The organism is Vibrio cyclitrophicus (assembly GCF_024347435.1).
Classification (GTDB): Bacteria; Pseudomonadota; Gammaproteobacteria; order Enterobacterales; family Vibrionaceae; genus Vibrio; species Vibrio cyclitrophicus.
Genome location: NZ_AP025480.1, coordinates 3,179,994 through 3,202,556, shown reverse-complemented (window position 1 = coordinate 3,202,556; position 22,563 = coordinate 3,179,994). Strand labels below are relative to the sequence as shown.

The window sequence follows — 22,563 nt, the reverse complement described above, 5'->3', positions numbered from 1 at the left end:
CACCTTGAAAGCATTCAACTAGGTTGATAATAAGCACAGATTGTGGATAATGCTTACGCAATAAAATAACCGTGTGGAAGTACGGTCTTTGACACGGTTTACGACAAAAAAACTTCTATCTCAATTCCAAATAGATAGAGGCACATTAACTACGCAGTGTGATGTCGCGGAATATCAAAGGGCGGTAGCGTCCCACTTCCCAATCGTAAATGGGAGCAAGATCACAGCTCTTTCACTCCTAGGCTCAATTAAATATTGCGTAGCTGATAAAATGACTCGCTTAACTTCCTTTGGGTATCCTTCGGGATATCACGACACATTCCGTTTCTATGAACTTGGTTAACATGAAGATTAATAAAAATCGTCTCCTTATAGCGCTCCTTCCTGCACTGCTTGCAGGCTGTACGACTCCAGGAACCCACCTTACGACTGGCAATAAGAATGTGATTCAGCCTTCAGAGGAACAACAAGAGTCTGATATTTCAGACGTGGTTAATCTTTACCCATTGACCGCTCAATCGGTATCAAACTACCGAAGTGACTCTTTATCGGTTTCACAAGCAAACCCAAAACTCGATGTTGATATCGCGAAGTATGAATACCAAGTGGGTGTCGGTGATATCCTAAACATTACTATCTGGGATCACCCTGAATTGACCATTCCTGCTGGTTCTTACCGTAGTAGTGCAGAAGCAGGTAACTGGGTTCATGCTGATGGCACCATCTTCTACCCGTACATTGGTACTGTTGAAGTCGCTGGTAAAACCGTACGTGAAGTGCGTTCTGATATTTCAAACCGCTTAGCGAAATACATCGAAAGCCCTCAGGTTGATGTTAACGTTGCAGCTTTTCGATCTAAGAAAACCTACATTACCGGCGAGGTTTCAAACCCTGGCCAGCAAGCGATTACCAATATCCCTTTAACATTACTGGATGCCGTGAATCGCTCTGGTGGTTTGTCTGAAGATGCCGACTGGCGTAATGTTTCATTAACGCGTAATGGCGTGGAAGAAAATCTTTCACTTTACGGTTTGATGCAACGTGGTGACTTAACGCAAAACCGCTTACTGCAAGCGGGTGATATTGTTCACGTACCGCGTAACGATAATCAAAAAGTCTTCGTGATGGGTGAAGTGAATGACCCACAACTGTTGAAGATCGACCGTGTCGGCATGAGCCTAACGGAAGCACTGAGCAACGTAGGCGGCATTAACCAGTTGTCGGCAGATGCAACAGGCGTGTTCGTGATTCGCACTTCGGATGATAAATCGGAACGCATGGCCGATATCTACCAACTGAATATGGAAGATGCCTCTGCATTGGTGATTGGCACCGAGTTTGATTTAAAACCTTACGACATTGTGTATGTCACCGCCGCGCCAATCAGCCGCTGGAACCGTGTGATTGGTCAGCTTGTACCGACCATTTCTGGTTTCAACGACCTAACCGAAGGCATGTTGCGCGTTCGTAATTGGTAATAAGCCATGACTAGTACTTTGCAATCACTGGTATAAGCCCTGATTGATAATCAGGTTGCATGTTGCGTGTAACCTGATTTTTTACATTTATAAGCGCGTCAGATTTATAAATACGCTCGGTTGATGAAAAACTAACGTTATTAAGTGAATTATGTTTAATAAAATTTTGGTGGTGTGCGTGGGTAATATCTGCCGCTCACCGACTGGAGAACGTGTTCTTCAAAAGCTGCTTCCTAATAAAGAAGTGGCCTCTGCGGGTATTGCTGCCGAAAAAAGTCGTTTAATCGGTAAGCCAGCAGATGAAACGGCGATTTTGATCGCCTCTGAAAATGGTGTTGATGTTGAAAATCATCAATCTCAACAAGTCACACCGCAGCTTTGTGCTCAGTATGATTTGATATTGGTGATGGAGAAGGGCCATTTAGAAGCGCTCACTCAAATATCACCGGAAGCGCGTGGTAAAACCATGCTATTTGGTCAGTGGATTGGTCAGAAAGACATTCCCGATCCGTATCGTCAAAGCCGTGAAGCATTTGAACACGCCTATCAATTGATTGACGAAGCGGCACAAGCTTGGGCGAAAAAGCTGTAATTTAGTTTTGATATACTCTCGCTAAGTTATGTAGCGCGCCATAAGTGATGTACCGCACCACCAATAGAATCACATAAGAGGTAAGGGGACGTAAGCCGTACGTCACTTATCTTCAAAATATTAGTTTAGGAAGTAGCAATCTGATGACAACACAACCATCTCAGCAATCACACACAGATAACTCTGATGAGATAGATTTAGGGAAACTGCTTGGTATCCTGTTGGACGCTAAATGGTTAATCATGCTCACCACATTTGCTTTTGCTGTGTTCGGTATCGCGTTTGCGCTACTTTCGACTCCAATTTATAAAGCAGACGCACTGATTCAAATTGAAGAGAAGAGCTCTGGCGGCATTTCATCAATGGTCGGTGATATGGGCGAATTGTTCTCTCAAGAGTCTTCTGCCACGACAGAGGTTGAGATCATTAAATCTCGCATGATCTTGGGCGAAACGGTTGATAAATTCAATTTAACCACCGTCACCGCTCCGAGTTATGCCCCAATTATTGGTAAAGGGCTTGCTCGCCTAACCGGTGATATTAACCACATTGTTGTGAGTCGTTTTGCGCTGCCAAGCTATGCCAGCGATTACGGACATACGATTCAGATTATTGATGCTGAAAAAGGCACTTACCAGCTCGTGCGTGACGATGAACGCGTTATCTTAAAGGGTAAAGTAGGTGAACTCGCGACAGCCGACGATTACAGCTTGTTTGTGGCAGGTTTTGAATCAAGTAATGGCTTTGAATTTACCATTGGTAAACGCAGCCGATTAGAAGCGATTGAATGGCTGAAATCTTCTTTGTCTCTGTCTGAGCAAGGTAAGCAAACTGGGATTTTGAAGCTAAGCTTTGAAGGTGAAAACAAGCAGCAGATCTCTGAGATACTCAACCATATCAGCCAAATTTACTTCTTACAGAACGTGAAGCGCAATTCAGCGGAAGCAGAGAAGAGCTTATCTTTCTTAGAAAGCCACCTTCCGGGCATTAAATCTGAGCTAACGGGCTACGAAGACACACTGAACAACTACCGCCAAGAAAACGAATCGATCGACTTGGGCCTAGAAGCACAATCAACACTGAAGGTAATGGTTGAGCTTGAAGCGCAATTGAATGAGCTGACGTTTAAAGAGAGCGAAATCAGCCAACGCTTCACTAAAGATCACCCAGCTTATAAATCACTGCTTGATAAGCGTAAAACGTTATTGGGCGAAAAAGATCGCCTAAACAAGCAAGTACAAAAGCTACCGAAAACCCAACGTGAAGTACTGCGTATGACACGTGATGTTGAAGTAAACCAACAGATTTACATCCAGCTTTTAAACAAGGTTCAAGAGCTAAGCATCATTAAAGCCGGTACCGTGGGTAACGTTCGTATTCTAGATGACGCTCAAGCGTATGCTAATGCCGTTAAACCGAAGAAGCCGTTGATTGTTGTGTTAGCAACTTTACTGGGTGGCATGCTCAGTGTTGCGTTTGTGTTAGTAAAAGCGGCGTTCCACCGAGGTGTTGAAAGTCCTGATCAAATTGAACAGATAGGCCTGCCTGTATATGCAGCGGTACCAAAATCTGATTTGCAGATTGAACTGAGTAACCGATTCAAATCCAAGAAACAAAAAACTAAGGGTGCACAAGCGCTGCTGGCTGAATCTAACCCTGCCGACCTTTCCGTTGAAGCACTGCGTGGCCTTCGTACCAGCTTGCACTTTGCGATGCTAGAGGCGAAAAACAACATTCTGATGATTTCAGGCCCTGCGCCAGGCATTGGTAAATCATTCATTTCGACCAACTTTGCCGCAGTCGCCGCCAAAACAGGCCAAAAGGTACTGTTGATTGATGCTGATATGCGTAAAGGTTACCTGCAACAAAGCTTTGGTGTGGGCTGGGATAATGGCCTTTCTGATGTATTGAGCAGTAAACAAGAGTTCGCTCAATCGATTAAAGCCACACCGGTAGAGAACCTAGACATTATTACTCGCGGCCAAGTGCCACCGAACCCCTCTGAGCTGCTGATGCACCCACGCTTTGCAGAACTGATGGAATGGGCATCGAAAGAGTATGACTTGGTGATTGTTGATACCCCACCCGTACTTGCGGTAACCGACCCAAGTATTGTTGGCGCCTTTGCGGGTACCACATTAATGGTTGCGCGTTACGGTCAAAACACCATTAAAGAGATCGATGTAGCTCGTAACCGCTTTGAACAATCAGGTATCGAAGTGAAAGGCGTTATCTTCAACGCCATCGAGAAGAAAGCATCAAGCTCATACGGCTACGGTTACTACAACTACGCCTATTCGAGTGATAAAAAGTAAAGAAAGCAGAGATGGGATGTGGTGACACATCCCGTTATTCCGCTATTCGTTATTCACTACTCGCACCACTCGCACCACTCGCGACTCCGTCATTCCGCCATTTTGTTACTTAAGAAGTGAGGAACGAAGTATCTGGAATCTGCCTTTTATCTCTATCTCTATCTCTATCTCTATCTCTATCTCTATTTGCCGCATTCCGTTTACTCGTCCCCCCTTATCTGCACTTCTATTTCTTAACCACCCCTCCTGTTAAATACAAACCAATTGCCGCTAACACCGGATAACCAAACGCTTCATTGGTCATTTCCCCCAACGGCTTCCAATCGTAGCCGTGCATACAACCCAAGATCACCATCACATGCAGTGCCACATAAGGAATGGTGAACAACAACACAATGTAGCGCTGCACTAACTTAAAAGGTTCATACGCCTTAAGCAGTGCCAGTTTGTGCTTCGCTTTTTCCTCATCAGTAAAAAACATCGCATCTCCTGTGTTGGTGAGTGCATCTAACCCTTTGTTAATGGAAGACTGGCTCCCGAATATTCTTCCGAACAATGTCATACAGCTCCTTGGTTTGTTGATTGGCTTTGACTGTTTAACCTTATTTGCCTAACCTCTATTTATCTAACCTTGAACTGTCTTCCCTCCGTCGGCCATTACCTGAAACTAGATTCCCTATCACGCTCGTTCCTCACTGTAGGGAATGACGACTTTTTATTTAATTAATACCCTCTAGCAGCATCGTTTAGCTTATCCATGCCACCATATTGTCATTCCGCCATTTTGTTACTCAACAAGTGAGGAACGAGGTATCTGGAATCTGCTCTTACTCTCTTAGCCTCACTACCGGACACTCCTTATTCACCCCCCAATCTTTATGCCCCTTCACATTCTCATCTGAAATCAAGAACTGCTCTTGCAAGGCAGCCACCAAACCAAACAGCGCCTTACGCTGCGAAAGTGTGAAATTATCTTCTGGTTGCAGCTCGGTATTACAGCCACCGACGATACAAATGCCAATATTGCTCTTGTTGTGTCCTTTCACGTGTGCGCCGGTTTGCGACAGCGGCCTGCCAAGTTCGACATCCCCACTGCGACGAATCACAAAGTGGTACCCCACATCGCGCCAGCCTTTCTCTTTATGCCATCGGCGAATCTCGGCGACGTTAACATCTTGCTCCGGTGGTGTGGCGCTGCAATGCACCGTAATAAAAGAGTATGGCGGGCAATGAGGTAAGCGGAGTAAAACCGAAACCAGGCTGAAAGAATAGGATGCTGAAGGCAAACAAGGATCTAACGAGGGGATGAGCTTGACCTTGCTAGCCTGTTCTTCCGAGCCTTCCTGATCTCGTGAACAATTTTGCTCTTCCGTACAAGCCTGCTCTGGCAAAACAGACGCCTCTAATGGCGGGTGTGAAACTCGATCAGTTGCTGGTGGAGTGTTTGGCAAAATAAATCCTCTTGTTGTTGTAACCAGGTGACTAAAAATGTGGATAACGAATCTTTTAAATCAGGGTGTAAGGCGATGTGTTGTCGCAAACTTGCTTCTACGGTTTTTGCATAACCAGAGTGATGACGGACATAGCGTAAATACATCACGTAATAACCCAGTGGCGATTTACGCCGCGCTCGGTTGATCATCCAGCAAACATCCTCATAGTTGGGATCTTCAAGGTGCCGGTTTTCGAAATACAGATCTTCAAAACACAGCTCTTCAAAACATGGATCTTTAAAATAACGGCATTCGATGCTCGCCATACCGGGTTGATACGCTGGAATAAAAAGAGAAACTATCGCCTTCATTAAGCACCTTATTGCTGTATGGGGAGAACAATGTACTTCAAGAATTTTGATTGGGGTTGGTGGTAATAATGCGAAAACGGAGGAACACAAAAAAGTGAGAGGTGCTTAGAAGGTAATCATCTTAAGTAGTGTTCTTGTTGCATAACAGTGAGAGCACATAGGAAAAACACTTTTTGTTACTTTTTATATCGCCGTACCTTCGCCCCCAAAGCGCTAAAAAGTGTTGTTAATGCCTTTTTTATCAATGGTTATGCCTATCTATGAGCCTTTATAGCGAAAACCATGCAGATAGGTAGACCAATTAACAAGGAGCGTTACTCATGTGTGTTTCCCTCATTCTTTCATTCATTCCGTTAAAAACCGGATCGCCAATAAGTAAGTTGGTGTTATTAAAATTGGCCGATAACGCAGACGCACGTGGCGTGTGTTTTCCATCTTTAAATTATTTAGCGCAATATTGTGAAGTGTCGGTAAGAACCGTTAAACGACATGTGAATGAACTCGAAAGGCAAGGGTTTGTGAAGCGGATAAAGCGGTTTGATGATTCCGGGCGCCAGCGCAGCAATCTATATCAGCTACGTGTACCCAGCGATAGCCACATTCAACAGGCCGAACTAGACCAAGCAGCCAGAGCTTTAGATCAAGAAGCTAGATCAAGAAGACAAAGATCGAAACCCAAATGAACAAAATCCGGATCTTAAGCTAAACCCGTCTATAAGTGACCATTCAGACACTCATCAGGGTGACTCAAGATCCAACACGGAGAGTGACCATCCGGCACACATAATCTTTCATAAAGAACATAAAACAGAGTGGAACTTGAAAAATGGCATTGTAGATGGCGCCGATATTCTTGATACACCAAGCGGTTCTGAAGATCCTGAGACGGCTACCTCCACCTCTAAACCCAAAACCAAGAACGAAGCCGTGATTGACCTGCTCACCAAAGAGGGCTGCGCCCCGATTTATCATGAGTTCTATGAAATATTAAAACGCACCTGCCCAAAGCTAGATGTGCTGCATGCCATGCAAGCTTGGTTATACATCAACCCCGATAAACGCAAACCCTTTGAGCACATCGGCCATTTTGTAAACGGTTGGCTGAGAAGAAGTGCCCAAGCTAAAACCAAACGAGGTTTAACGCCTGTATTTAAGAAAACAAGAGGCCCCAAGCAAGCCCAAGCCTCTAAACAAACCCAAACGTCTAGACAAGGAACCGCTAAACCCGCCAACCCGATCAAAGCCCTTGATTCAATAAACGCAGCTAGGCCAATAACCGCAACTGGGCCAACAAACACAGATAAACCGACAGAAGATCTACACCACGCATACTCAATCCAAAATGACCAAGCTGAAAGTAAATCGCTAGAACCAAAACAACCAACGCCGGTCACTCAGGCCCTCGCAGACTACAAAGCCAAAAGCACCACCAACCCATTTGAAGCGCGCATCAAGGCTCTCATTCAATCGAGATCGACGAGTACAACAACCAGCAGTGAGAGCCTTAATGCCAAACCAATGACAGGCTCAAACCAGGCAAAGCGCACACAGACAAAAAACGTCTAGAAACAAAAGTACTATTAGGAGAGGGCAACATGGATGAGACCAACCTAAAAAAGCTGACAACGGAAGAGAAGGTAACGATTTTGGAAAAAGAGATAGCGCGGGTTGAAGGGCGCATTGGCGAGTTCTTAGGCTTACTTGTTCACCACTACCCACAGGGGTTAACACGCACTGAAATTAAAGCGTTGCTGGCGGTAAACAATAACCCAAGCTTTGTTTCGCTATACCGAAACGGCAATATTTTCATTGATATAGAAAAGCGCTATTGCGATGCAGCACAAGAAAACCGCTACTTCATAGGAACCCAGTACCTACACAACGTACAATGCTTTCGCTGGGTAAATGCTTGGTAAGTTGCTCGACCAGCCAAGGTGAAATTCAAACTGGTTAATATGCACTTACTTTGCTAGAATGCCCACCAAATTAAAAAATCGTAAGTAAACCGCATAACGCGAACAATTTGTTACCATTGCCTTTAGGAGCCAAACCTAAGGGCGGTAGCGTACTCAAATTTCGCTCGTTAGCAAGTAATAGCAATTCAAAAGCGCTACAAGCTACAGAAAGGCTGCTTTTGGCGGCCTATTGGGGCGGTTTTTAAAAAGGTAGCAATATCTAGGTTTTATAAGGGACTGTCAAAAATAGACTGTCTCAAAATGAATAAAAAGTGTCTCAGTGGCTTAATATTGACTGAGGCGTTTTCGTGAGATTAACCTCAAAAAATGCTATACATATTCACGTTCGTGAGTTGTTCTAAAAACATACTACAAGAGAAAACTATGAAGATCCTCGTCACTGGTGGTGCTGGCTTTATCGGCTCTGCAGTCATTCGTCATATCATCAAGAATACATCTGACAGCGTGGTTAACGTTGATAAACTGACTTACGCAGGCAATTTAGAATCTCTTATCGAGGTGGATTCAAGCGAACGTTATGCATTTGAACAAGTCGACATTTGCAACCGGGCAGAGCTTGATCGTGTGTTTGCCGATCACCAACCAGATGCGGTGATGCACCTTGCGGCAGAGTCGCATGTTGACCGCTCTATCACTGGCCCTGCGGCGTTTATTGAAACGAACATAGTTGGAACATATACGCTATTAGAAGCGACACGCGAATACTGGAATACGCTGGAAGAAAGTGCAAAGTCAGAGTTTCGCTTCCATCATATCTCTACTGATGAAGTTTACGGTGATCTTCCACATCCTGATGACATGGATGTAGGGACAGAGCCTTCAGCCAATAAAAAGTTGCCAATGTTTTTAGAGACAACCTCTTATGAGCCATCAAGCCCCTACTCGGCATCAAAAGCATCGAGCGATCACCTCGTGCGAGCCTGGTTACGTACTTATGGTTTACCGACGATGGTAACGAATTGCTCAAACAACTACGGCCCTTACCACTTTCCTGAAAAATTGATCCCATTAGTGATTCTTAATGCTTTAGAGGGTAAAGACCTTCCTATCTACGGGAAAGGCGACCAAATCCGTGACTGGCTATTTGTCGAAGATCACGCTCGCGCACTCTACAAAGTGGTGACGGAAGGTAAAGTAGGCAAGACCTACAACATCGGTGGCCACAACGAGAAGAAAAACCTCGAAGTTGTGAACACTATTTGTGACATCCTTGATACGTTAGTACCGAAAGACTCGAAGTATGCAGAGCAGATCACCTATGTACAAGATCGCCCTGGTCATGATCGCCGTTATGCGATTGATTCAAGCAAAATGCAGCGTGAACTCAATTGGACGCCTGAAGAAACGTTCGAAACCGGCCTTCGCAAAACAGTGCAATGGTATTTAGATAACTCGGTATGGTGTCAAAATGTACAAGATGGTAGTTACCAACGTGAACGTTTGGGTGTAGAGACAACAGAATCAAAGGTGAAGAAGTAATGAAAGGTATTGTTCTTGCGGGTGGCTCTGGCACTCGCCTATACCCATTGACTCGCGGCGTATCTAAACAGTTATTGCCAGTCTACGATAAACCAATGATCTATTATCCACTTTCTGTGCTTATGTTGGCCGGGATTCGTGAAATACTCATTATCACAACGCCAGAAGACCAAGATGGCTTTAAACGTTTGTTGGGCGATGGCTCAGATTTTGGGATTTCTTTAGAGTTTGCTATTCAGCCTACGCCAGATGGGCTTGCACAAGCTTTTGTTATTGGTGAAAAATTTATTGGGGATGATTCGGTGTGTTTGATCCTTGGTGACAATATTTTTTATGGTCAAGGATTTAGTCCGATTCTTCAAAGAGCTGCAAAGCGTGATACAGGTGCGACAGTTTTCGGTTATCAAGTAAAAGATCCTGAGCGCTTCGGTGTAGTGGAATTTGATGACTCAATGCAAGCGGTATCAATCGAAGAGAAACCTGATTTACCAAAATCAAACTATGCGGTAACAGGTTTGTATTTCTACGATAACCGAGTTGTGGAGATGGCGAAACAAGTGAAGCCATCTCATCGTGGTGAGTTAGAAATTACCACACTTAATGAAATGTACCTCAATGACGGCTCGCTGAATGTTGAACTACTGGGCCGTGGTTTTGCGTGGCTAGATACAGGCACTCATGAAAGTCTTCATGAAGCCTCGTCTTTTGTACAAACGATTGAAAATGTTCAAGGCCTAAAAGTGGCGAGTCTTGAAGAGATAGCTTGGTGCCAAGGCTGGCTTTCTAGGGAACAGCTCTTGAAAGCTGGTCATGCTTTGGCGAAAAATGAGTATGGTCAGTATCTGCTTGCTTTACTCGAAGAATAAGATTGAAAGAGATTGGATATGAGTTTAATTCATTTTATTGATTTCCCCAAAATTAGTGATGATAGAGGCAACCTCGTTGCATTGGAGGGGGTTAAAAACATCCCGTTTTCTATCAAGCGCGTTTATTATCTTTTTGATTTGCAATCAGACATACCCCGAGGCTTTCATGCTCACAAAGAACTGATTCAAGTCGCCGTTTGTGTTAAAGGTCGCTGCGATATTTTAATGGATGACGGAAAGAGTAAAGAAATAGTAACGCTAGATTCACCTGATAAAGGTTTACTCATCGATGTTATGCAGTGGCATGAAATGCAGAACTTTTCTGATGACTGTGTATTATTGGTTCTTGCTAGCGATGTCTATGATGAAGCTGATTACATCCGAAGCTACGAGCAGTTTCAAAACGAGGTGCAAAAGTGAAAATTCATCCATTGAGTGATGTAGCATCATCCCATATTGGTTCGGGGACGACGATTTGGCAATTCTCAGTTGTATTAGAGGGTGCCCAAATCGGTCAAGACTGTAACATTTGTGCTCACACCTTTATTGAAAATGATGTGGTGCTTGGTAATCGAGTTACAGTTAAAAGTGGCGTTTACCTGTGGGATGGTATTCGAGCGGAAGATGACGTATTTATCGGTCCATGTGTCGCGTTTACTAATGATAAATACCCTCGCTCTAAGCAGTACCCATGTGACTTCCCAAAGATACACATTGGTTCTGGTGCGTCAATTGGAGCCAATACTACTATTTTACCCGGTGTTAAAATTGGTGAAAAGGCTATGATTGGTGCTGGCTCTGTTGTGACAAAAGATGTCCCTTCAAAAGCTGTTGTTGCAGGAAACCCTGCGAGAATTATTCGATATATTGAGGTTCAGTAAGCCGTGATTCCATTTTTAGATTTGAAAAGTATCAATCAACAATATCAACAAGAATTAAAAGAGGCATGTGCGCGTGTTATTGATTCTGGTTGGTATATTATGGGCAATGAACTCGCAGCATTTGAACAAGAGTTTGCAGCGTATTGTGGTACTCAATATTGTATAGGCGTTGCCAATGGTCTTGATGCTCTCACATTGACGTTGAGAGCGTGGAAAGAGCTCGGAAGGTTACAAGCCGGTGATGAGGTGATTGTGCCTGCGAACACCTATATTGCCTCAGTTCTTGCGATTACAGAAAATGATTTGGTACCTGTCTTAGTTGAGCCTGATGAGGACACCTTCAATCTCAATGCTTCGAATATTCAGAGTGCATTAACAGATAAAACCAAAGCGATCTTACCTGTGCATTTATATGGCCAGATTTCGCCAATGGATGAAATTGTGGGCCTTGCAAGCGAGCATCAATTACTGGTTTTAGAGGATTGTGCTCAATCTCATGGAGCACAGATTAAAGATACAAAGTGTGGTGCATGGGGGCACGCTGCTGGGTTTAGTTTCTACCCAGGAAAGAACTTAGGCGCATTGGGCGATGCAGGTGCGATCACTACTAATGACAAAGAGCTATATGAGGTACTTGTTGCACTTAGAAATTATGGCTCACATAAAAAGTATGAGAATAAGTATCAAGGTGTTAATTCTCGTTTAGACGAGATTCAAGCGGCTATGTTGCGAGTTAAACTGCAGCACTTGGATAAGGAAACCGCACATCGTCAGCAGATTGCACAATTGTATCTTGAAGGCATAAGTAATCCAAAAGTTATCTTGCCAAAGTTAACAATAAAGGAAGGGCATGTTTGGCATCTTTTCGTTCTTCGTACTTCGGACAGACCTGCACTAATGGAGCATTTGGATAAGCACGGTATACAAACTTTGATTCATTACCCAACACCTCCCCATCAACAAGCGGCTTATCCGGATTTTTCACACTTATCACTACCATTGACAGAGAGCATTCACGAGGAAGTAATGAGTATTCCTATGAGTCCTACGATGACAGTTGAATTCGCGATAAAAGTTATAAAAGCAATTAACGGTTTTAATGTGTGAAAAGACTACTCAAAGTAACAGGCATGACTGGTATTCTGACATTACTAAGGATGCTGGTAGGTTTTGTAATTGCGAAAGTAGTCGCTATATATACTGGCCCTACAGGCATGGCAATGTTGGGGCAAATCCAAGGTATGGTTTCGGTTCTGAACGGGCTTGTGAGCTCTCCAGCGGGAAGTGGTGTCGTTCGCTATACAGCTGAAAATAAGGGTTCAAGCCTTGAAGTGTGTGCTGTATGGTGGCGTGCTGCAATACAATGGATAATCATATTATCATCTATCGTTGTACCTGTTGGCCTACTATTGTCAGAAAATATTGCTAACTGGTTGTTTCAAGACCCGAGTTATTCTTGGTTAGTTAAAGCGACAGTTTGTGTCTTGCCTCTCTCTGCTCTAGGAGTGCTATGTAACTCGATTATTAATGGTCAGGAGCAATACAGGCGATATGTCACGTTGGGCATACTATCAGTTATTGTTAGCGGGACAATCATGCTCATTATGATTACACAATATCATATTAAAGGGGCATTGCTGGCATCAGCTGTACAATCATCCATTATTGGTTTGGTAATGTTGATAGCTAATATTCGACAACCTTGGATGAAAGTCAAATTTTGGATAGGAAACACTGACAATAAAGCTAGACAAGATATCGCCAGATATATGCTGATGGCTCTAACTAGTGCTTTAACTCTACCTATTTCATTAATTGTAATTCGAGGCTTTCTTGTAGACCAAGTTGGTTGGGATGTTGCGGGCTTATGGCAAGCAGTTTGGAAAATATCTGAAGTTTATTTAGGAGTAATCACTTTAGCTCTAAGTACATACTACTTGCCAAGGTTAGCATCTTTGAGTGGTGTAGATAGTATTGTATATGAAATACATAAAACGGCAAAAATGGTTCTGCCTATTGTGGTTTTTTTAGCCATCAGTGTATACGTTGCTCGTGATGTTATTATATACATCCTATTTACCGAGGAGTTTATAAAGGCAAGAGAGCTTTTTTCTATTCAATTGACTGGAGATGTTGTAAAAATTGCTAGTTGGCTCTATGCGTATCCAATGCTGTCAAGAGGTGCTGCGAAGTGGTTTATTTCAACTGAGATTGTATTTTCTCTTTTTCTAGTTTCCTTGAGTTACGCCTTTATTTCTTACTTTGGGATCATAGGTGCACCTATGGCATATCTGACTAATTATATTATATATTTCTTATTTGTATTTGTTAATGTAAGAAGGTTTTCTAAGTAGCTATTTAATATCATGCGAGATAAAGAATTGAAAAGAGTATTGGTTTACGGTGAATATAGTGGTTATGGAAAATCACTAGTTGATGGTTTTCGAGAGAACGGCTACGAAGCGGCTGTTTTTAGCTTTGATAATGATGCGTGGAAGAATATAAGTATAGACATTTCACTGCCAAATGTTAATTGGTTTTTTAAACTATATTATTTAATTAAGTTACTTCCTGAGTTGGGGCAATATGATGTGGTTTACATTATGAACCCTCAGTTTTTATCCTTAAAGAGGATAGGTCCAATAGTAGCTACTTACTTTAAGTGGAAAAACATAGAAATTAATTTACTATGTTGTGGTGATGATTGTGAGTATATCAAGTTAGAGACTGATAGTAACTTTGAAGGATGGGTTTATAAAAACATTAGTTTACCAAGGACAAACTACTTTAAAAGATGGATAGATTGGGCGGTAAACAATCAAATAGCGTCTATATCTAAATCAATTATACCAACAATGTATGACTACTCATATGGTTGGCGAAGAAGTAAATTTAAAGATAAAGTTACTGAAACCATCCCATTAGCATGTGATTATAAAAGCGAAAGTATATCATTTGAAATAAAAGATAAGGTAAAGATACTTCATGGGATTAATAGGCCTGACGTAAAAGGGAGTAAAGTAATTCTCTCTGCGTTAAAAAGGATTAAAAGTGAATATAGTAATGTCGAAATTTTAGAGGCTAATAGGTTGTCATTTGATAAATACATAAACCTATTAAGAGAATCTGATATTGTTATTGATCAATGTAGAAGTAATTCATATGGTATGAATGGGATATTTGCAATGTTTTGCGGATCTATTTTATTATCTTCTTTCAGCCGTGAAGCAAAAGAAGATCTAGGCATCAATAACAGTCCTGTAATATCCATAATTGAAGATGAAGATGTTATTTACAATAAATTGTGTGAAGTGTTAAATATGAAGAAGTTTGAGATGGAAAAAATAAAAAGAGAAACTTATGACTTTGCATATTCATTACATGACTCAAAAAAAGTTGCTAAGAAAATTCTAGATACTAGGAACTAATAATGAATACGAAATTTTCTATAATCATCCCTGTTTATAATGTTGAGGGTTACATCCTTGAATGTCTCGAATCGGTATTTTCCCAAAATTACCCTCATTATGAAGTTATAATTGTCAATGATGGTTCTAAAGATCAAAGTATTGAAATTGCGAAAGAATATATTGAAGATAAACCTAATTTTGTGATTGTCCATCAAAATAATGGAGGGCTGTCAGTAGCTAGAAATACAGGTTTAAAAAATGCAAGTGGAGAATACATACTTTATTTGGATAGTGATGATTTACTAAAATCAGTTGATGCTCTCGATATTATTGACAGGAATCTCTCAGAAAAGAATGCAGATGTTTTATTTTTTGGTTCCAACGCATTCAATGACGCTGATGGTGCTAAGAACGAAAGATTTTGTATTAAACGTAATAACTCAAAAGCTAGTCAGACTGGTAAAGAGTATCTTTGTAATAGTATAAGTACGAATAATTACCAGCCTATGGCTTGGTCGTATGTGTATAATAGAAAGAAATTTAATGACCTAAATTTTGAGCCTGGAATATTACATGAAGATAATCTATTTACTTTATTGCTACTAATACATGATAAATGTGATAGTGTATATGAAATAGAATCGGTTGTTCACTTTTATCGAATTAGAGATGATTCAATTATGGGAACTAAAAAAACATCTAAGCATGTCAACGGATGTCTTGTTTGTGCTAAAAAGATGGACATATATATTAATGATAAGGTAAGGAATACTGAAAAGAAATTACTTCGCTCGATAAAATACCTAATAAAAAGTTTGTACGTTTCTTCTGTTGGTTCTTTCATCTTATCAAAAGATACACGCTTAATAGAAAGGATTTTTTTCATATGGAAGAATATCCCAATTAGTTATATGACCTTGAGGGTCGTAATTATCATGTTGATTCCCAATATATATGTTAAAAGAAAATCAAAATAACTTAAGTATAGTTCTATTTTTTTGTTTGTTAGTGATAACGCCTTTTATTAGTTATGGTTTGTTTTTTTTAATATTGCTAATTTATGGGTTTAGTGTTTCTTTAACAGAAAAATATATAATAACATCAAAAGAAATATCTATATTTGTCGGGCTATATAGTGCTGTTCTAATGGCTCTCCTTTTTAGCTCCATTGAAGTTTCATCCGATGTTGAAGAATATCATAGACTAATATCGATCTATACTGATCCAAATGTTTCTATTTTTTCTCATAAAGGCGAATTTTTATTCGTAGGCTATATTAGGGTATTGTCTAAAATATATAACGACGTTGATTTTATATACTTTTTGTTGAATTTAACATCTACACTATTGTTTTATTTTTTATGTTTGAAGATTTGTGGAAGAAGAGCAATATTATGCTTTCTCCTGTTGGGTTTTTATAACTTTTTTTTCGTTTCTGGTTTTCTTCTTAGACAAAATATTAGTTTATTAATATTCTCATTAGCTCTTTGCTATAATAAAAATATATTTAAACATATTGGTGCTTTTTTTAGTTTATTCTTTCATCTTACGACTTTGATATTCTTGCCTTTATTGATTAATAGGTTATCAAAAGCCATTGAAAGTAATGTAAAATTAGTATTTTTCTTCATTCTGATTAGTGTTTTTTCTTTCTTGATTCTGAATATGGAGTTTCTCCGTATATTAATTTCAATGTTGGGCACATTATCTTTTGCTGATAACCTTTTTTCAAGGTTGGCATTCTTCCATCAAGATTTATCTTTTAATTCTACATCCTTTAGTGGGTATTTGTTTTCTTTTTTTATTATGTATGCTTCTTATTTAAGAGCAAAAGGTAGGTTAGATTATGATAATCGAGCGTTAATGTTGTTTTTGTTTGTTAGTTCTTGTTTATATATTGCCACAGCGAATATACCTGTATTGCCAACCAGGCTTGGTTTTATTAGTAATTACTATGGCCCGATTGCGTTATTTATCGTAGGCGAGGGTTCATTTAATAGGTTCATTAAATTACGTTGTTCATTATTTGACTCGATTGTTTCTATATTGATAATATACCTCTTTCTTAAGGGAGTACAAAAGTTATCATTGAATGAGCTAGGGCTTGGTTTTTTATCTTTGGCAGGTGATAATATTATTAATTTTACAGCTATGAAGATCCTGGAATTATGAGTTTTATATTACTAGTTAACGATGTTAGCATGCCCGGAGGTTTAGCTACAATTTCAAAAAACATTTATTCTAGAATTAAGTCGGATGGGATGGATATAAAGCTTTTGACCGCGACAAACTCTAATTCTTGTTTATTAAATGATGGTGAGATTGATTTGGGCCTGCCTCTTCTGCACGGGAGGAATATTTTTTATAGATTGTTTTGGTACCTCAGTCTTATATTTGTTTTGCGAAAATTACTAGTCTCTGACTATAAGACATGTACGTTTGTTCCAATTGGAACTATGATGAGTCTATGTGTTATTATATCAAAGTTGCTCTCGCATAATTTTGATGGAAAAATTATCGCTACAGAGCATGTTCCGTATGTTTTACATTCTAAGTTCATACTTTTCCTTATACGATATCTTTATAAGTTTACATCTAGTCTAGCTGTATTGTCTGAATATGATAAAGACTACTACAGTATATATTTAGATAACGTGGTTGTTATGCCTAACTTTCTTGAGAATAGTAAGAAAAACTTTAAAGTGGCAAAGACAATTTCCCTACCAACAAAGTTTTTGTATGTAGGGAGGTTCACTAAAGAGAAAGGTGTCGATAGGCTTGTTGATATATTTTATTCTTTCAAAAAGCTAGAAAAGTTAGAGAAAAGAGAAACAGATTCTGTACTGACTATTGTTGGGGAAGGTCCGTTAGAGTCATATCTTAAACAGAAGATTGAGGATTATAATCTTAATGAATATGTCGAAATCCATCCCCCTGTTACTAATGTAATCAATTTATATAATAGTTCGGATGTGCTGTTAGTTTGTTCTCGATTCGAAGGGTTTGGGCTTGTAGCTTTGGAAGCATATTATAGTGGAGTGCCTATAATTGCTTTTGACTGTCCTGGTGGCTTATCAGATATTGTTATTCAGGATGAAAATGGTTATTTGGTCAAAGATACTGATGAATTTGATTATGTTACCAAAATGTTGGTGCTTTCTGTTGATGAGGAGCAAAGGTTACGCCTCTCAAATAGCTTAGTTCTCGGTGATCGTTACTCCGCTAGTTTCGTTATTAATTTATGGTACAAGCTTTTTTTTGATGTTTGTCAATGTTCTAGATAGTAAGTCAACATGTTTGATTTGTTTGATTTTATTTATTCTGAGGATACAGAAAACCACGGGCATGCCCGTGGGTATCTACATCGTTTTTGTTTTCTGGTGGTTTTTCTATGATAAAGAAAATAGTATGCTTTGACCCTCCATATAGTAATTATTTTAACGACATTTCCTGTGAAATAGAGAATATAATAGGGTGTAAAATTGAGAAAGAGTGTTTTACTTTTAATAAGGCAAATAAGATTTACTTGAGCGACTTCAATATTTTTGTTCCTAGAGTATCCGATGTTGATAACGTTAGTATTGAAGATTATCTGTTCGTATCAAAGATAAAGTCATTAAGTAATATCACTGGTAGCCGCGGAGAAGACCTCGATAATATAAAGTCAGACATTTTAAATTATAAGGTAATAGAAGAGTATATTGTTTCTAATAAAGAAAGTGTCTTTCTATTATATAATGATTTACGCTGGCAGCATGCATTTGCTATCGATATTCTAAAAAGAGAAAATCTAAAATACTTTGTTTTTGAGAGGGGGGTTTTTCGCCCATATTCAACGACAATTGATTCTAAAGGAGTAAATGCAAATTCTAGGTTTTGTAGTTTTGATGTTGAAAATAATATAGTCCCGGAATGTGATAAAATCAGTATTGACGACGCTTTCTTTGTCGAAAGAAGAGAAAGGCCATCTAAAATTAAGTTTTTTTATTACTTTATGCTAAGTGCAATATATAGGTTTTTTTATCATGAACATACAAAAATTTCGTCTAAAACACCATATAGAAAGAACTTGGCAAATTATATAAGTCTGCAGGCAAAAATTTTATTTGAAAGAAAAAATAGTCAATCCATAGATGAAATAAACGTCATCGATAAAGATATTATATTTGTGCCATTACAGTTATCTAATGATACTCAGACGTTAATTAACTCTTCATTCCGCAGTACTCAAGAATTTATTGATTTTGTATATAAACAATATGTAGACTCTGAATACTATAAGAGTATGCAGTTAGTCTTTAAAATGCATCCACTTGATGTGGACAATTACAAATTTCCACCCGAAACCATTATAACAAATGAAAATACGTTAAAGATGGTATCAAATTCTAAAATTTGCGTAACTATAAACTCAACTGTTGGATTTGAAGCTATACCTTTTTGTGATGTTATATGTTTAGGAAAGTCTTTTTATACTGAACATGGATTAGTAAATAGACCATTACCTTCTCATAATATATTTTCAGATACCTCGGCTAAAGGTGATTTTGAAAGTTATAAATATCAAGTTTTACAACAATATCAAGTTCCTGGTTCCGTTTATAATTATCAAGAACAGGACGTAGAATATGCATCAAATAAAATCATTAATTACATTATTTAGAGGTTAACATGTTCCTTATAGCTGGTCCTTGTGTCATTGAATCTGAAGGCTTAGTCCTAGATACTTTTGCACAGTTACAAGAAATTACAAATAAACTTGGTATTGAATATATTGCTAAGTCTTCTTTTACCAAAGCTAACCGTTCATCGGCTTCAGCTTTTACTGGTCCGGGTGTTGAAGAAGGATTGAAGATCCTTCAAAAAGCTAAAGACCAGTTAGGCGTAAAAATTATAACAGACGTTCATGATGATACTCCTTTGGATGAAGTTGCATCAGTTGTTGATGTCTTACAAACTCCGGCTTTTCTCGTGCGTCAAACTGGTTTTATTCAACGAGTTGCCTCGATGGGTAAACCTGTCAACATTAAAAAAGGTCAATGGATGCATCCATCAGACATGGCTCCAGTAGTAGAGAAATGTCGTGCAGTTGGTAACGATGATATATGGCTATGTGATCGTGGTACTAGCTTTGGTTTTGGTCAACTCGTTAACTATATGCCTGGCTTAACTATCATGAAAGAAACAGGGTGTAAGGTTGTAATGGATGCAACGCACAGTGTTCAAATGCCAGGTACTCTGAATGGTTCAACTGGTGGGAATCGCTATCATGTTCCGGCTATTGCAAGAGCAGCAGTGGCTGTTGGTATTGATGGCTTGTTCATGGAAACTCACCCGAACCCAGATAAGGCATTATGTGACGGTCCAAATATGTTGCCACTGAAACATATGGAAGAACTACTAGAGACTTTGCTTGAGATTGATGAAGTCGTTCATCGTCGCGCTTTTATTGAATCTAAATTGGTCTAATTATGTTGGATAAGCAGGTCTGTAATAATATCAAAATGGTTTTGCTTGATGTTGATGGTGTAATGACTGATGGCTCAATTTATATTAATCAAGACGGTGAGTGCTTCAAATCATTTAATGTTAAAGATGGTTTGGCTATCGAGTTATTACGTAGCCATAGTATTCTTGTTGGTGTTATTTCAGGTAAAGCGAGTTCAGCTTTAGATACTCGATGCCAACAACTGGGTTTTGATGAAATAATTACTGGTTGTAAAAATAAACTTCCCGCTTTAATGAATATCTGCTCTAAATATGAAATCACATCAGATCAAATTGCTTTCCTAGGGGATGATGTGCTGGATATACCGATCTTTGAAAAGGTAGGTTTAGCTGTGTCGCCAATTGACGCTCACAGTTTAGCTATCGATAGTGCAGATTGGGTTTCGTCTTTTGAGGGTGGTAAGGGCATGGTAAGAGAGTTTGTTGACCTATTATTGGTGACACAACTTGATAAATCACTAAAAGAGGTATATGAACCTTTACTTGATAAAATCCGCTTAGATGACGTAGCAACAATGGAGCAATAAATAATGAGTGTGAAAGTTGTAATTCCAGCACGATACGGCTCATCTAGACTACCTGGTAAACCTTTATTAACTTTGCTTGATAAACCTGTTATTTGGCATGTAATAGAGCGTTGTAAAGAGGCGGGCATCGAGCAAGCTGATATTTTTGTCGCCACTGACGATCAAAGAATCAGTGATGTGCTAAAAGATGAGGGCATCCAAGTGGTTTTAACGTCCTCGTCACATCAATCCGGTACGGATCGTATCAATGAGGTTGTTGAGCTTAAAGAGTGGAGCGGTGATACCGTTGTCGTAAACGTGCAAGGAGATGAACCAATGATCCCACCAGTGCTCATTCAACAACTTGTCTCATTTACGTTGTCAAATCCCTCTTACCATCTCACAACAGCAGTAGTTCCTTTGCGTTCCCTAGATGATTTTGTAAACCCTAATGTAGTTAAAGCGGTTCTTGGTCATAATGGTCGAGCGCTTTATTTTACTCGTTCCGCGTCGCCAATGAATCGTGATAACCCTTCTGATTTGTCATTTGCAAAAAGACATATCGGGATTTATACCTACCGAGTTTCTGCTTTGAAAGAATTTTGTTCATACGCAGAAGATGAACTTGAGAGTTATGAAAAATTGGAACAGTTACGTGCTCTAAGCCATGGAATGAGTATTGGGGCAATGACATTTGATGGTGTCGTCCCTCATGGTATAGATACTAGTGACGATTACGAAACTATCAAAAAAATAATGGAAGAGAAGACGTTTTAAATGGCTAGTTCAATTGATATTGCAAGAGAGGTAATTCAAACCGAAATAGAAGGATTGGATTACATGGCAAAAAGGTTAGGTTCTGAATTTGAAGTGGCTATCAATGCCATTATTAACACAAAAGGTCGAACAATCATTTGTGGGATGGGAAAATCTGGAATTATAGGGAAAAAAATAGCAGCATCTTTTGCGAGTACTGGTACACCAAGTTTCTTTATGCATCCCGGTGAGGCATTTCATGGTGATCTTGGAATGGTGAAGCCTGAAGACGTGTTCATTGCTATATCGAATTCAGGTGAAACTGATGAAGTGTTAAAGCTATTACCTTTCTTGCGTGATAATGATAACTTCGTCATTGCGATCACAGGTAAAGAAAACTCGACACTTGCTTCAAATTCGCACTGTCATCTAGATATTGCTGTACCTAAAGAAGCTTGCCCTCTGCAGTTAGCACCAACATCTTCAACTACAGCAACTCTTGTTATGGGTGATGCATTAACAGTCGCTTTAATGGATGTTCGCGGTTTTAAACCTGAGAACTTTGCACGTTTTCATCCTGGGGGGAGTTTAGGTCGTCGGTTACTGTCGAAAGTACGAGATGAAATGTTTTCTGACAACCTTCCCAGTGTCCCTTCGGATGCTGACTTTACTTCTATTATACATAAAATATCATCAAGCCATTTAGGGTTAACATTAGTAAACTTAAATAACGAAACCTTAGCTATTATCACTGATGGCGACTTGAGGAGAGCAATGGAGTCAAAAGGTAGAGATGCCTTCGATTTGGTAGCAAAAGATATAGCTTCAATTAATCCGGCTTCAATATCCCCTGAACTTAATATACAAGAAGCTTATGAAGTGATGGAAAATAAGGGCATCACGTCTTTGTTGGTTAAAGAAAACAACGAAGTTGTTGGTATTTTGAAAAAGTGAGTTCGCTTAAAGTTAGTGCATTGTTATGGTAAATGAAT

At 39.6% G+C, this 22,563-nt stretch carries 22 protein-coding genes and 1 pseudogene; 20 read left to right on the top strand and 3 right to left on the bottom strand.

Going from position 1 to position 22,563, the window contains the following annotated elements:
• The first annotated feature begins 344 nt into the window (after positions 1–344).
• The 3 genes from OCW38_RS14035 to OCW38_RS14025 all read left to right on the top strand — a co-directional run bounded on the left by OCW38_RS14035 (position 345) and on the right by OCW38_RS14025 (position 4,385).
• On the top strand, positions 345–1,478 hold the full coding sequence (locus OCW38_RS14035) for a polysaccharide export protein (protein WP_261894580.1): 1,134 nt from the start codon (positions 345–347) through the stop codon (positions 1,476–1,478).
• 151 nt (positions 1,479–1,629) lie between these two features.
• Positions 1,630–2,070 carry a low molecular weight protein-tyrosine-phosphatase gene (locus OCW38_RS14030; protein WP_016799575.1) on the top strand — a complete coding sequence of 147 codons (441 nt, stop codon included), beginning with the start codon at positions 1,630–1,632 and terminating at the stop codon, positions 2,068–2,070.
• Positions 2,071–2,213: 143 nt separating this feature from the next.
• Entirely contained in the window at positions 2,214–4,385 is a 2,172-nt protein-coding gene (locus OCW38_RS14025) for a polysaccharide biosynthesis tyrosine autokinase (protein WP_261894578.1), read from the top strand.
• A gap of 226 nt (positions 4,386–4,611) precedes the next feature.
• Here the strand turns inward: OCW38_RS14025 and OCW38_RS14020 are convergent, their stop codons facing one another.
• The 3 genes from OCW38_RS14020 to OCW38_RS14010 all read right to left on the bottom strand — a co-directional run bounded on the left by OCW38_RS14020 (position 4,612) and on the right by OCW38_RS14010 (position 6,189).
• The gene (locus tag OCW38_RS14020) at positions 4,612–4,947 is read right to left on the bottom strand and encodes a hypothetical protein (RefSeq protein WP_016784030.1); all 336 of its coding nucleotides are present in this window, start codon (positions 4,945–4,947) and stop codon (positions 4,612–4,614) included.
• Between the two features lie 265 nt (positions 4,948–5,212).
• Positions 5,213–5,776 carry an N-acetylmuramoyl-L-alanine amidase gene (locus tag OCW38_RS14015; RefSeq protein WP_261894577.1) on the bottom strand — a complete coding sequence of 188 codons (564 nt, stop codon included), beginning with the start codon at positions 5,774–5,776 and terminating at the stop codon, positions 5,213–5,215.
• An 11-nt stretch (positions 5,777–5,787) separates the two neighbouring features.
• Positions 5,788–6,189, bottom strand: a complete 402-nt coding sequence (locus OCW38_RS14010) for a hypothetical protein (protein WP_261894576.1) — start codon at positions 6,187–6,189, stop codon at positions 5,788–5,790.
• Between the two features lie 320 nt (positions 6,190–6,509).
• Between OCW38_RS14010 and OCW38_RS14005 the strand changes: the two are divergent.
• The 17 genes and pseudogenes from OCW38_RS14005 (at position 6,510) to OCW38_RS13925 (ending at position 22,525) form a co-directional block, all read left to right on the top strand.
• Positions 6,510–7,755 (top strand): annotated as a pseudogene (locus OCW38_RS14005) (helix-turn-helix domain-containing protein).
• A gap of 29 nt (positions 7,756–7,784) precedes the next feature.
• Positions 7,785–8,105, top strand: coding sequence for a hypothetical protein (locus OCW38_RS14000; protein WP_261894575.1), 321 nt, complete (start codon positions 7,785–7,787; stop codon positions 8,103–8,105).
• 423 nt (positions 8,106–8,528) lie between these two features.
• Positions 8,529–9,644, top strand: a complete 1,116-nt coding sequence (gene rfbB, locus OCW38_RS13995; RefSeq protein ID WP_261894574.1) for a dTDP-glucose 4,6-dehydratase — start codon at positions 8,529–8,531, stop codon at positions 9,642–9,644.
• On the top strand, positions 9,644–10,510 hold the full coding sequence (gene rfbA, locus OCW38_RS13990) for a glucose-1-phosphate thymidylyltransferase RfbA (protein WP_261894572.1): 867 nt from the start codon (positions 9,644–9,646) through the stop codon (positions 10,508–10,510). The genes rfbB and rfbA overlap by 1 nt, the downstream gene beginning before the upstream one ends.
• An 18-nt stretch (positions 10,511–10,528) precedes the next feature.
• Positions 10,529–10,930 carry a sugar 3,4-ketoisomerase gene (locus tag OCW38_RS13985; RefSeq protein WP_261894570.1) on the top strand — a complete coding sequence of 134 codons (402 nt, stop codon included), beginning with the start codon at positions 10,529–10,531 and terminating at the stop codon, positions 10,928–10,930.
• On the top strand, positions 10,927–11,391 hold the full coding sequence (locus tag OCW38_RS13980) for an acyltransferase (protein ID WP_261894569.1): 465 nt from the start codon (positions 10,927–10,929) through the stop codon (positions 11,389–11,391). The genes OCW38_RS13985 and OCW38_RS13980 overlap by 4 nt, the downstream gene beginning before the upstream one ends.
• A 3-nt stretch (positions 11,392–11,394) precedes the next feature.
• Entirely contained in the window at positions 11,395–12,498 is a 1,104-nt protein-coding gene (locus OCW38_RS13975; protein ID WP_261894568.1) for a DegT/DnrJ/EryC1/StrS family aminotransferase, read from the top strand.
• Positions 12,495–13,745 carry an O-antigen translocase gene (locus tag OCW38_RS13970; RefSeq protein WP_261894567.1) on the top strand — a complete coding sequence of 417 codons (1,251 nt, stop codon included), beginning with the start codon at positions 12,495–12,497 and terminating at the stop codon, positions 13,743–13,745. Before OCW38_RS13975 ends, OCW38_RS13970 begins: the two co-directional genes overlap by 4 nt.
• Positions 13,746–13,757: 12 nt before the next feature.
• Positions 13,758–14,819 (top strand): hypothetical protein, encoded by a 1,062-nt coding sequence (locus OCW38_RS13965; RefSeq protein ID WP_261894566.1) that lies wholly within the window; start codon positions 13,758–13,760, stop codon positions 14,817–14,819.
• 2 nt (positions 14,820–14,821) lie between these two features.
• Positions 14,822–15,778 (top strand): glycosyltransferase family 2 protein, encoded by a 957-nt coding sequence (locus tag OCW38_RS13960; protein WP_261894565.1) that lies wholly within the window; start codon positions 14,822–14,824, stop codon positions 15,776–15,778.
• Complete coding sequence (locus OCW38_RS13955) at positions 15,756–16,973, top strand: EpsG family protein (RefSeq protein ID WP_261894564.1); 1,218 nt, start codon at positions 15,756–15,758, stop codon at positions 16,971–16,973. The genes OCW38_RS13960 and OCW38_RS13955 overlap by 23 nt, the downstream gene beginning before the upstream one ends.
• Positions 16,970–18,085: a glycosyltransferase gene (locus tag OCW38_RS13950; RefSeq protein WP_261894563.1), complete on the top strand. Its 1,116-nt coding sequence runs from the start codon at positions 16,970–16,972 to the stop codon at positions 18,083–18,085. The genes OCW38_RS13955 and OCW38_RS13950 overlap by 4 nt, the downstream gene beginning before the upstream one ends.
• Before the next feature lie 107 nt (positions 18,086–18,192).
• A complete protein-coding gene (locus tag OCW38_RS13945) occupies positions 18,193–19,464 on the top strand; it encodes a capsular polysaccharide export protein, LipB/KpsS family (protein ID WP_261894562.1) in 1,272 nt (423 codons plus the stop codon).
• Positions 19,465–19,472: 8 nt separating this feature from the next.
• Positions 19,473–20,270, top strand: coding sequence for a 3-deoxy-8-phosphooctulonate synthase (gene kdsA, locus OCW38_RS13940; RefSeq protein ID WP_261894561.1), 798 nt, complete (start codon positions 19,473–19,475; stop codon positions 20,268–20,270).
• Positions 20,271–20,272: 2 nt separating this feature from the next.
• Positions 20,273–20,836 (top strand): KdsC family phosphatase, encoded by a 564-nt coding sequence (locus OCW38_RS13935; protein WP_102351258.1) that lies wholly within the window; start codon positions 20,273–20,275, stop codon positions 20,834–20,836.
• A 3-nt stretch (positions 20,837–20,839) separates the two neighbouring features.
• The gene (gene kdsB / locus OCW38_RS13930; protein ID WP_261894560.1) at positions 20,840–21,592 is read left to right on the top strand and encodes a 3-deoxy-manno-octulosonate cytidylyltransferase; all 753 of its coding nucleotides are present in this window, start codon (positions 20,840–20,842) and stop codon (positions 21,590–21,592) included.
• Positions 21,593–22,525: a KpsF/GutQ family sugar-phosphate isomerase gene (locus OCW38_RS13925; RefSeq protein WP_261894558.1), complete on the top strand. Its 933-nt coding sequence runs from the start codon at positions 21,593–21,595 to the stop codon at positions 22,523–22,525. It abuts the gene before it with no gap.
• Positions 22,526–22,563 lie beyond the last annotated feature (38 nt).

Bases quoted from the DNA above. Each gene is read 5' to 3' on its own strand.
- kdsB (WP_261894560.1), top strand. From the start codon at position 20,840: ATGAGTGTGAAAGTTGTAATTCCAGCACGATACGGCTCATCTAGACTA.
- OCW38_RS13950 (WP_261894563.1), top strand. From the start codon at position 16,970: ATGAGTTTTATATTACTAGTTAACGATGTTAGCATGCCCGGAGGTTTA.
- OCW38_RS13965 (WP_261894566.1), top strand. From the start codon at position 13,758: ATGCGAGATAAAGAATTGAAAAGAGTATTGGTTTACGGTGAATATAGT.
- OCW38_RS13985 (WP_261894570.1), top strand. From the start codon at position 10,529: ATGAGTTTAATTCATTTTATTGATTTCCCCAAAATTAGTGATGATAGA.
- rfbA (WP_261894572.1), top strand. From the start codon at position 9,644: ATGAAAGGTATTGTTCTTGCGGGTGGCTCTGGCACTCGCCTATACCCA.
- rfbB (WP_261894574.1), top strand. From the start codon at position 8,529: ATGAAGATCCTCGTCACTGGTGGTGCTGGCTTTATCGGCTCTGCAGTC.
- OCW38_RS14020 (WP_016784030.1), bottom strand. From the start codon at position 4,947: ATGACATTGTTCGGAAGAATATTCGGGAGCCAGTCTTCCATTAACAAA.
- OCW38_RS14025 (WP_261894578.1), top strand. From the start codon at position 2,214: ATGACAACACAACCATCTCAGCAATCACACACAGATAACTCTGATGAG.
- OCW38_RS14010 (WP_261894576.1), bottom strand. From the start codon at position 6,189: ATGAAGGCGATAGTTTCTCTTTTTATTCCAGCGTATCAACCCGGTATG.
- OCW38_RS13935 (WP_102351258.1), top strand. From the start codon at position 20,273: ATGTTGGATAAGCAGGTCTGTAATAATATCAAAATGGTTTTGCTTGAT.
- OCW38_RS13955 (WP_261894564.1), top strand. From the start codon at position 15,756: ATGTTAAAAGAAAATCAAAATAACTTAAGTATAGTTCTATTTTTTTGT.
- kdsA (WP_261894561.1), top strand. From the start codon at position 19,473: ATGTTCCTTATAGCTGGTCCTTGTGTCATTGAATCTGAAGGCTTAGTC.
- OCW38_RS14030 (WP_016799575.1), top strand. From the start codon at position 1,630: ATGTTTAATAAAATTTTGGTGGTGTGCGTGGGTAATATCTGCCGCTCA.
- OCW38_RS13960 (WP_261894565.1), top strand. From the start codon at position 14,822: ATGAATACGAAATTTTCTATAATCATCCCTGTTTATAATGTTGAGGGT.
- OCW38_RS14035 (WP_261894580.1), top strand. From the start codon at position 345: ATGAAGATTAATAAAAATCGTCTCCTTATAGCGCTCCTTCCTGCACTG.
- OCW38_RS13945 (WP_261894562.1), top strand. From the start codon at position 18,193: ATGATAAAGAAAATAGTATGCTTTGACCCTCCATATAGTAATTATTTT.
- OCW38_RS14000 (WP_261894575.1), top strand. From the start codon at position 7,785: ATGGATGAGACCAACCTAAAAAAGCTGACAACGGAAGAGAAGGTAACG.
- OCW38_RS13925 (WP_261894558.1), top strand. From the start codon at position 21,593: ATGGCTAGTTCAATTGATATTGCAAGAGAGGTAATTCAAACCGAAATA.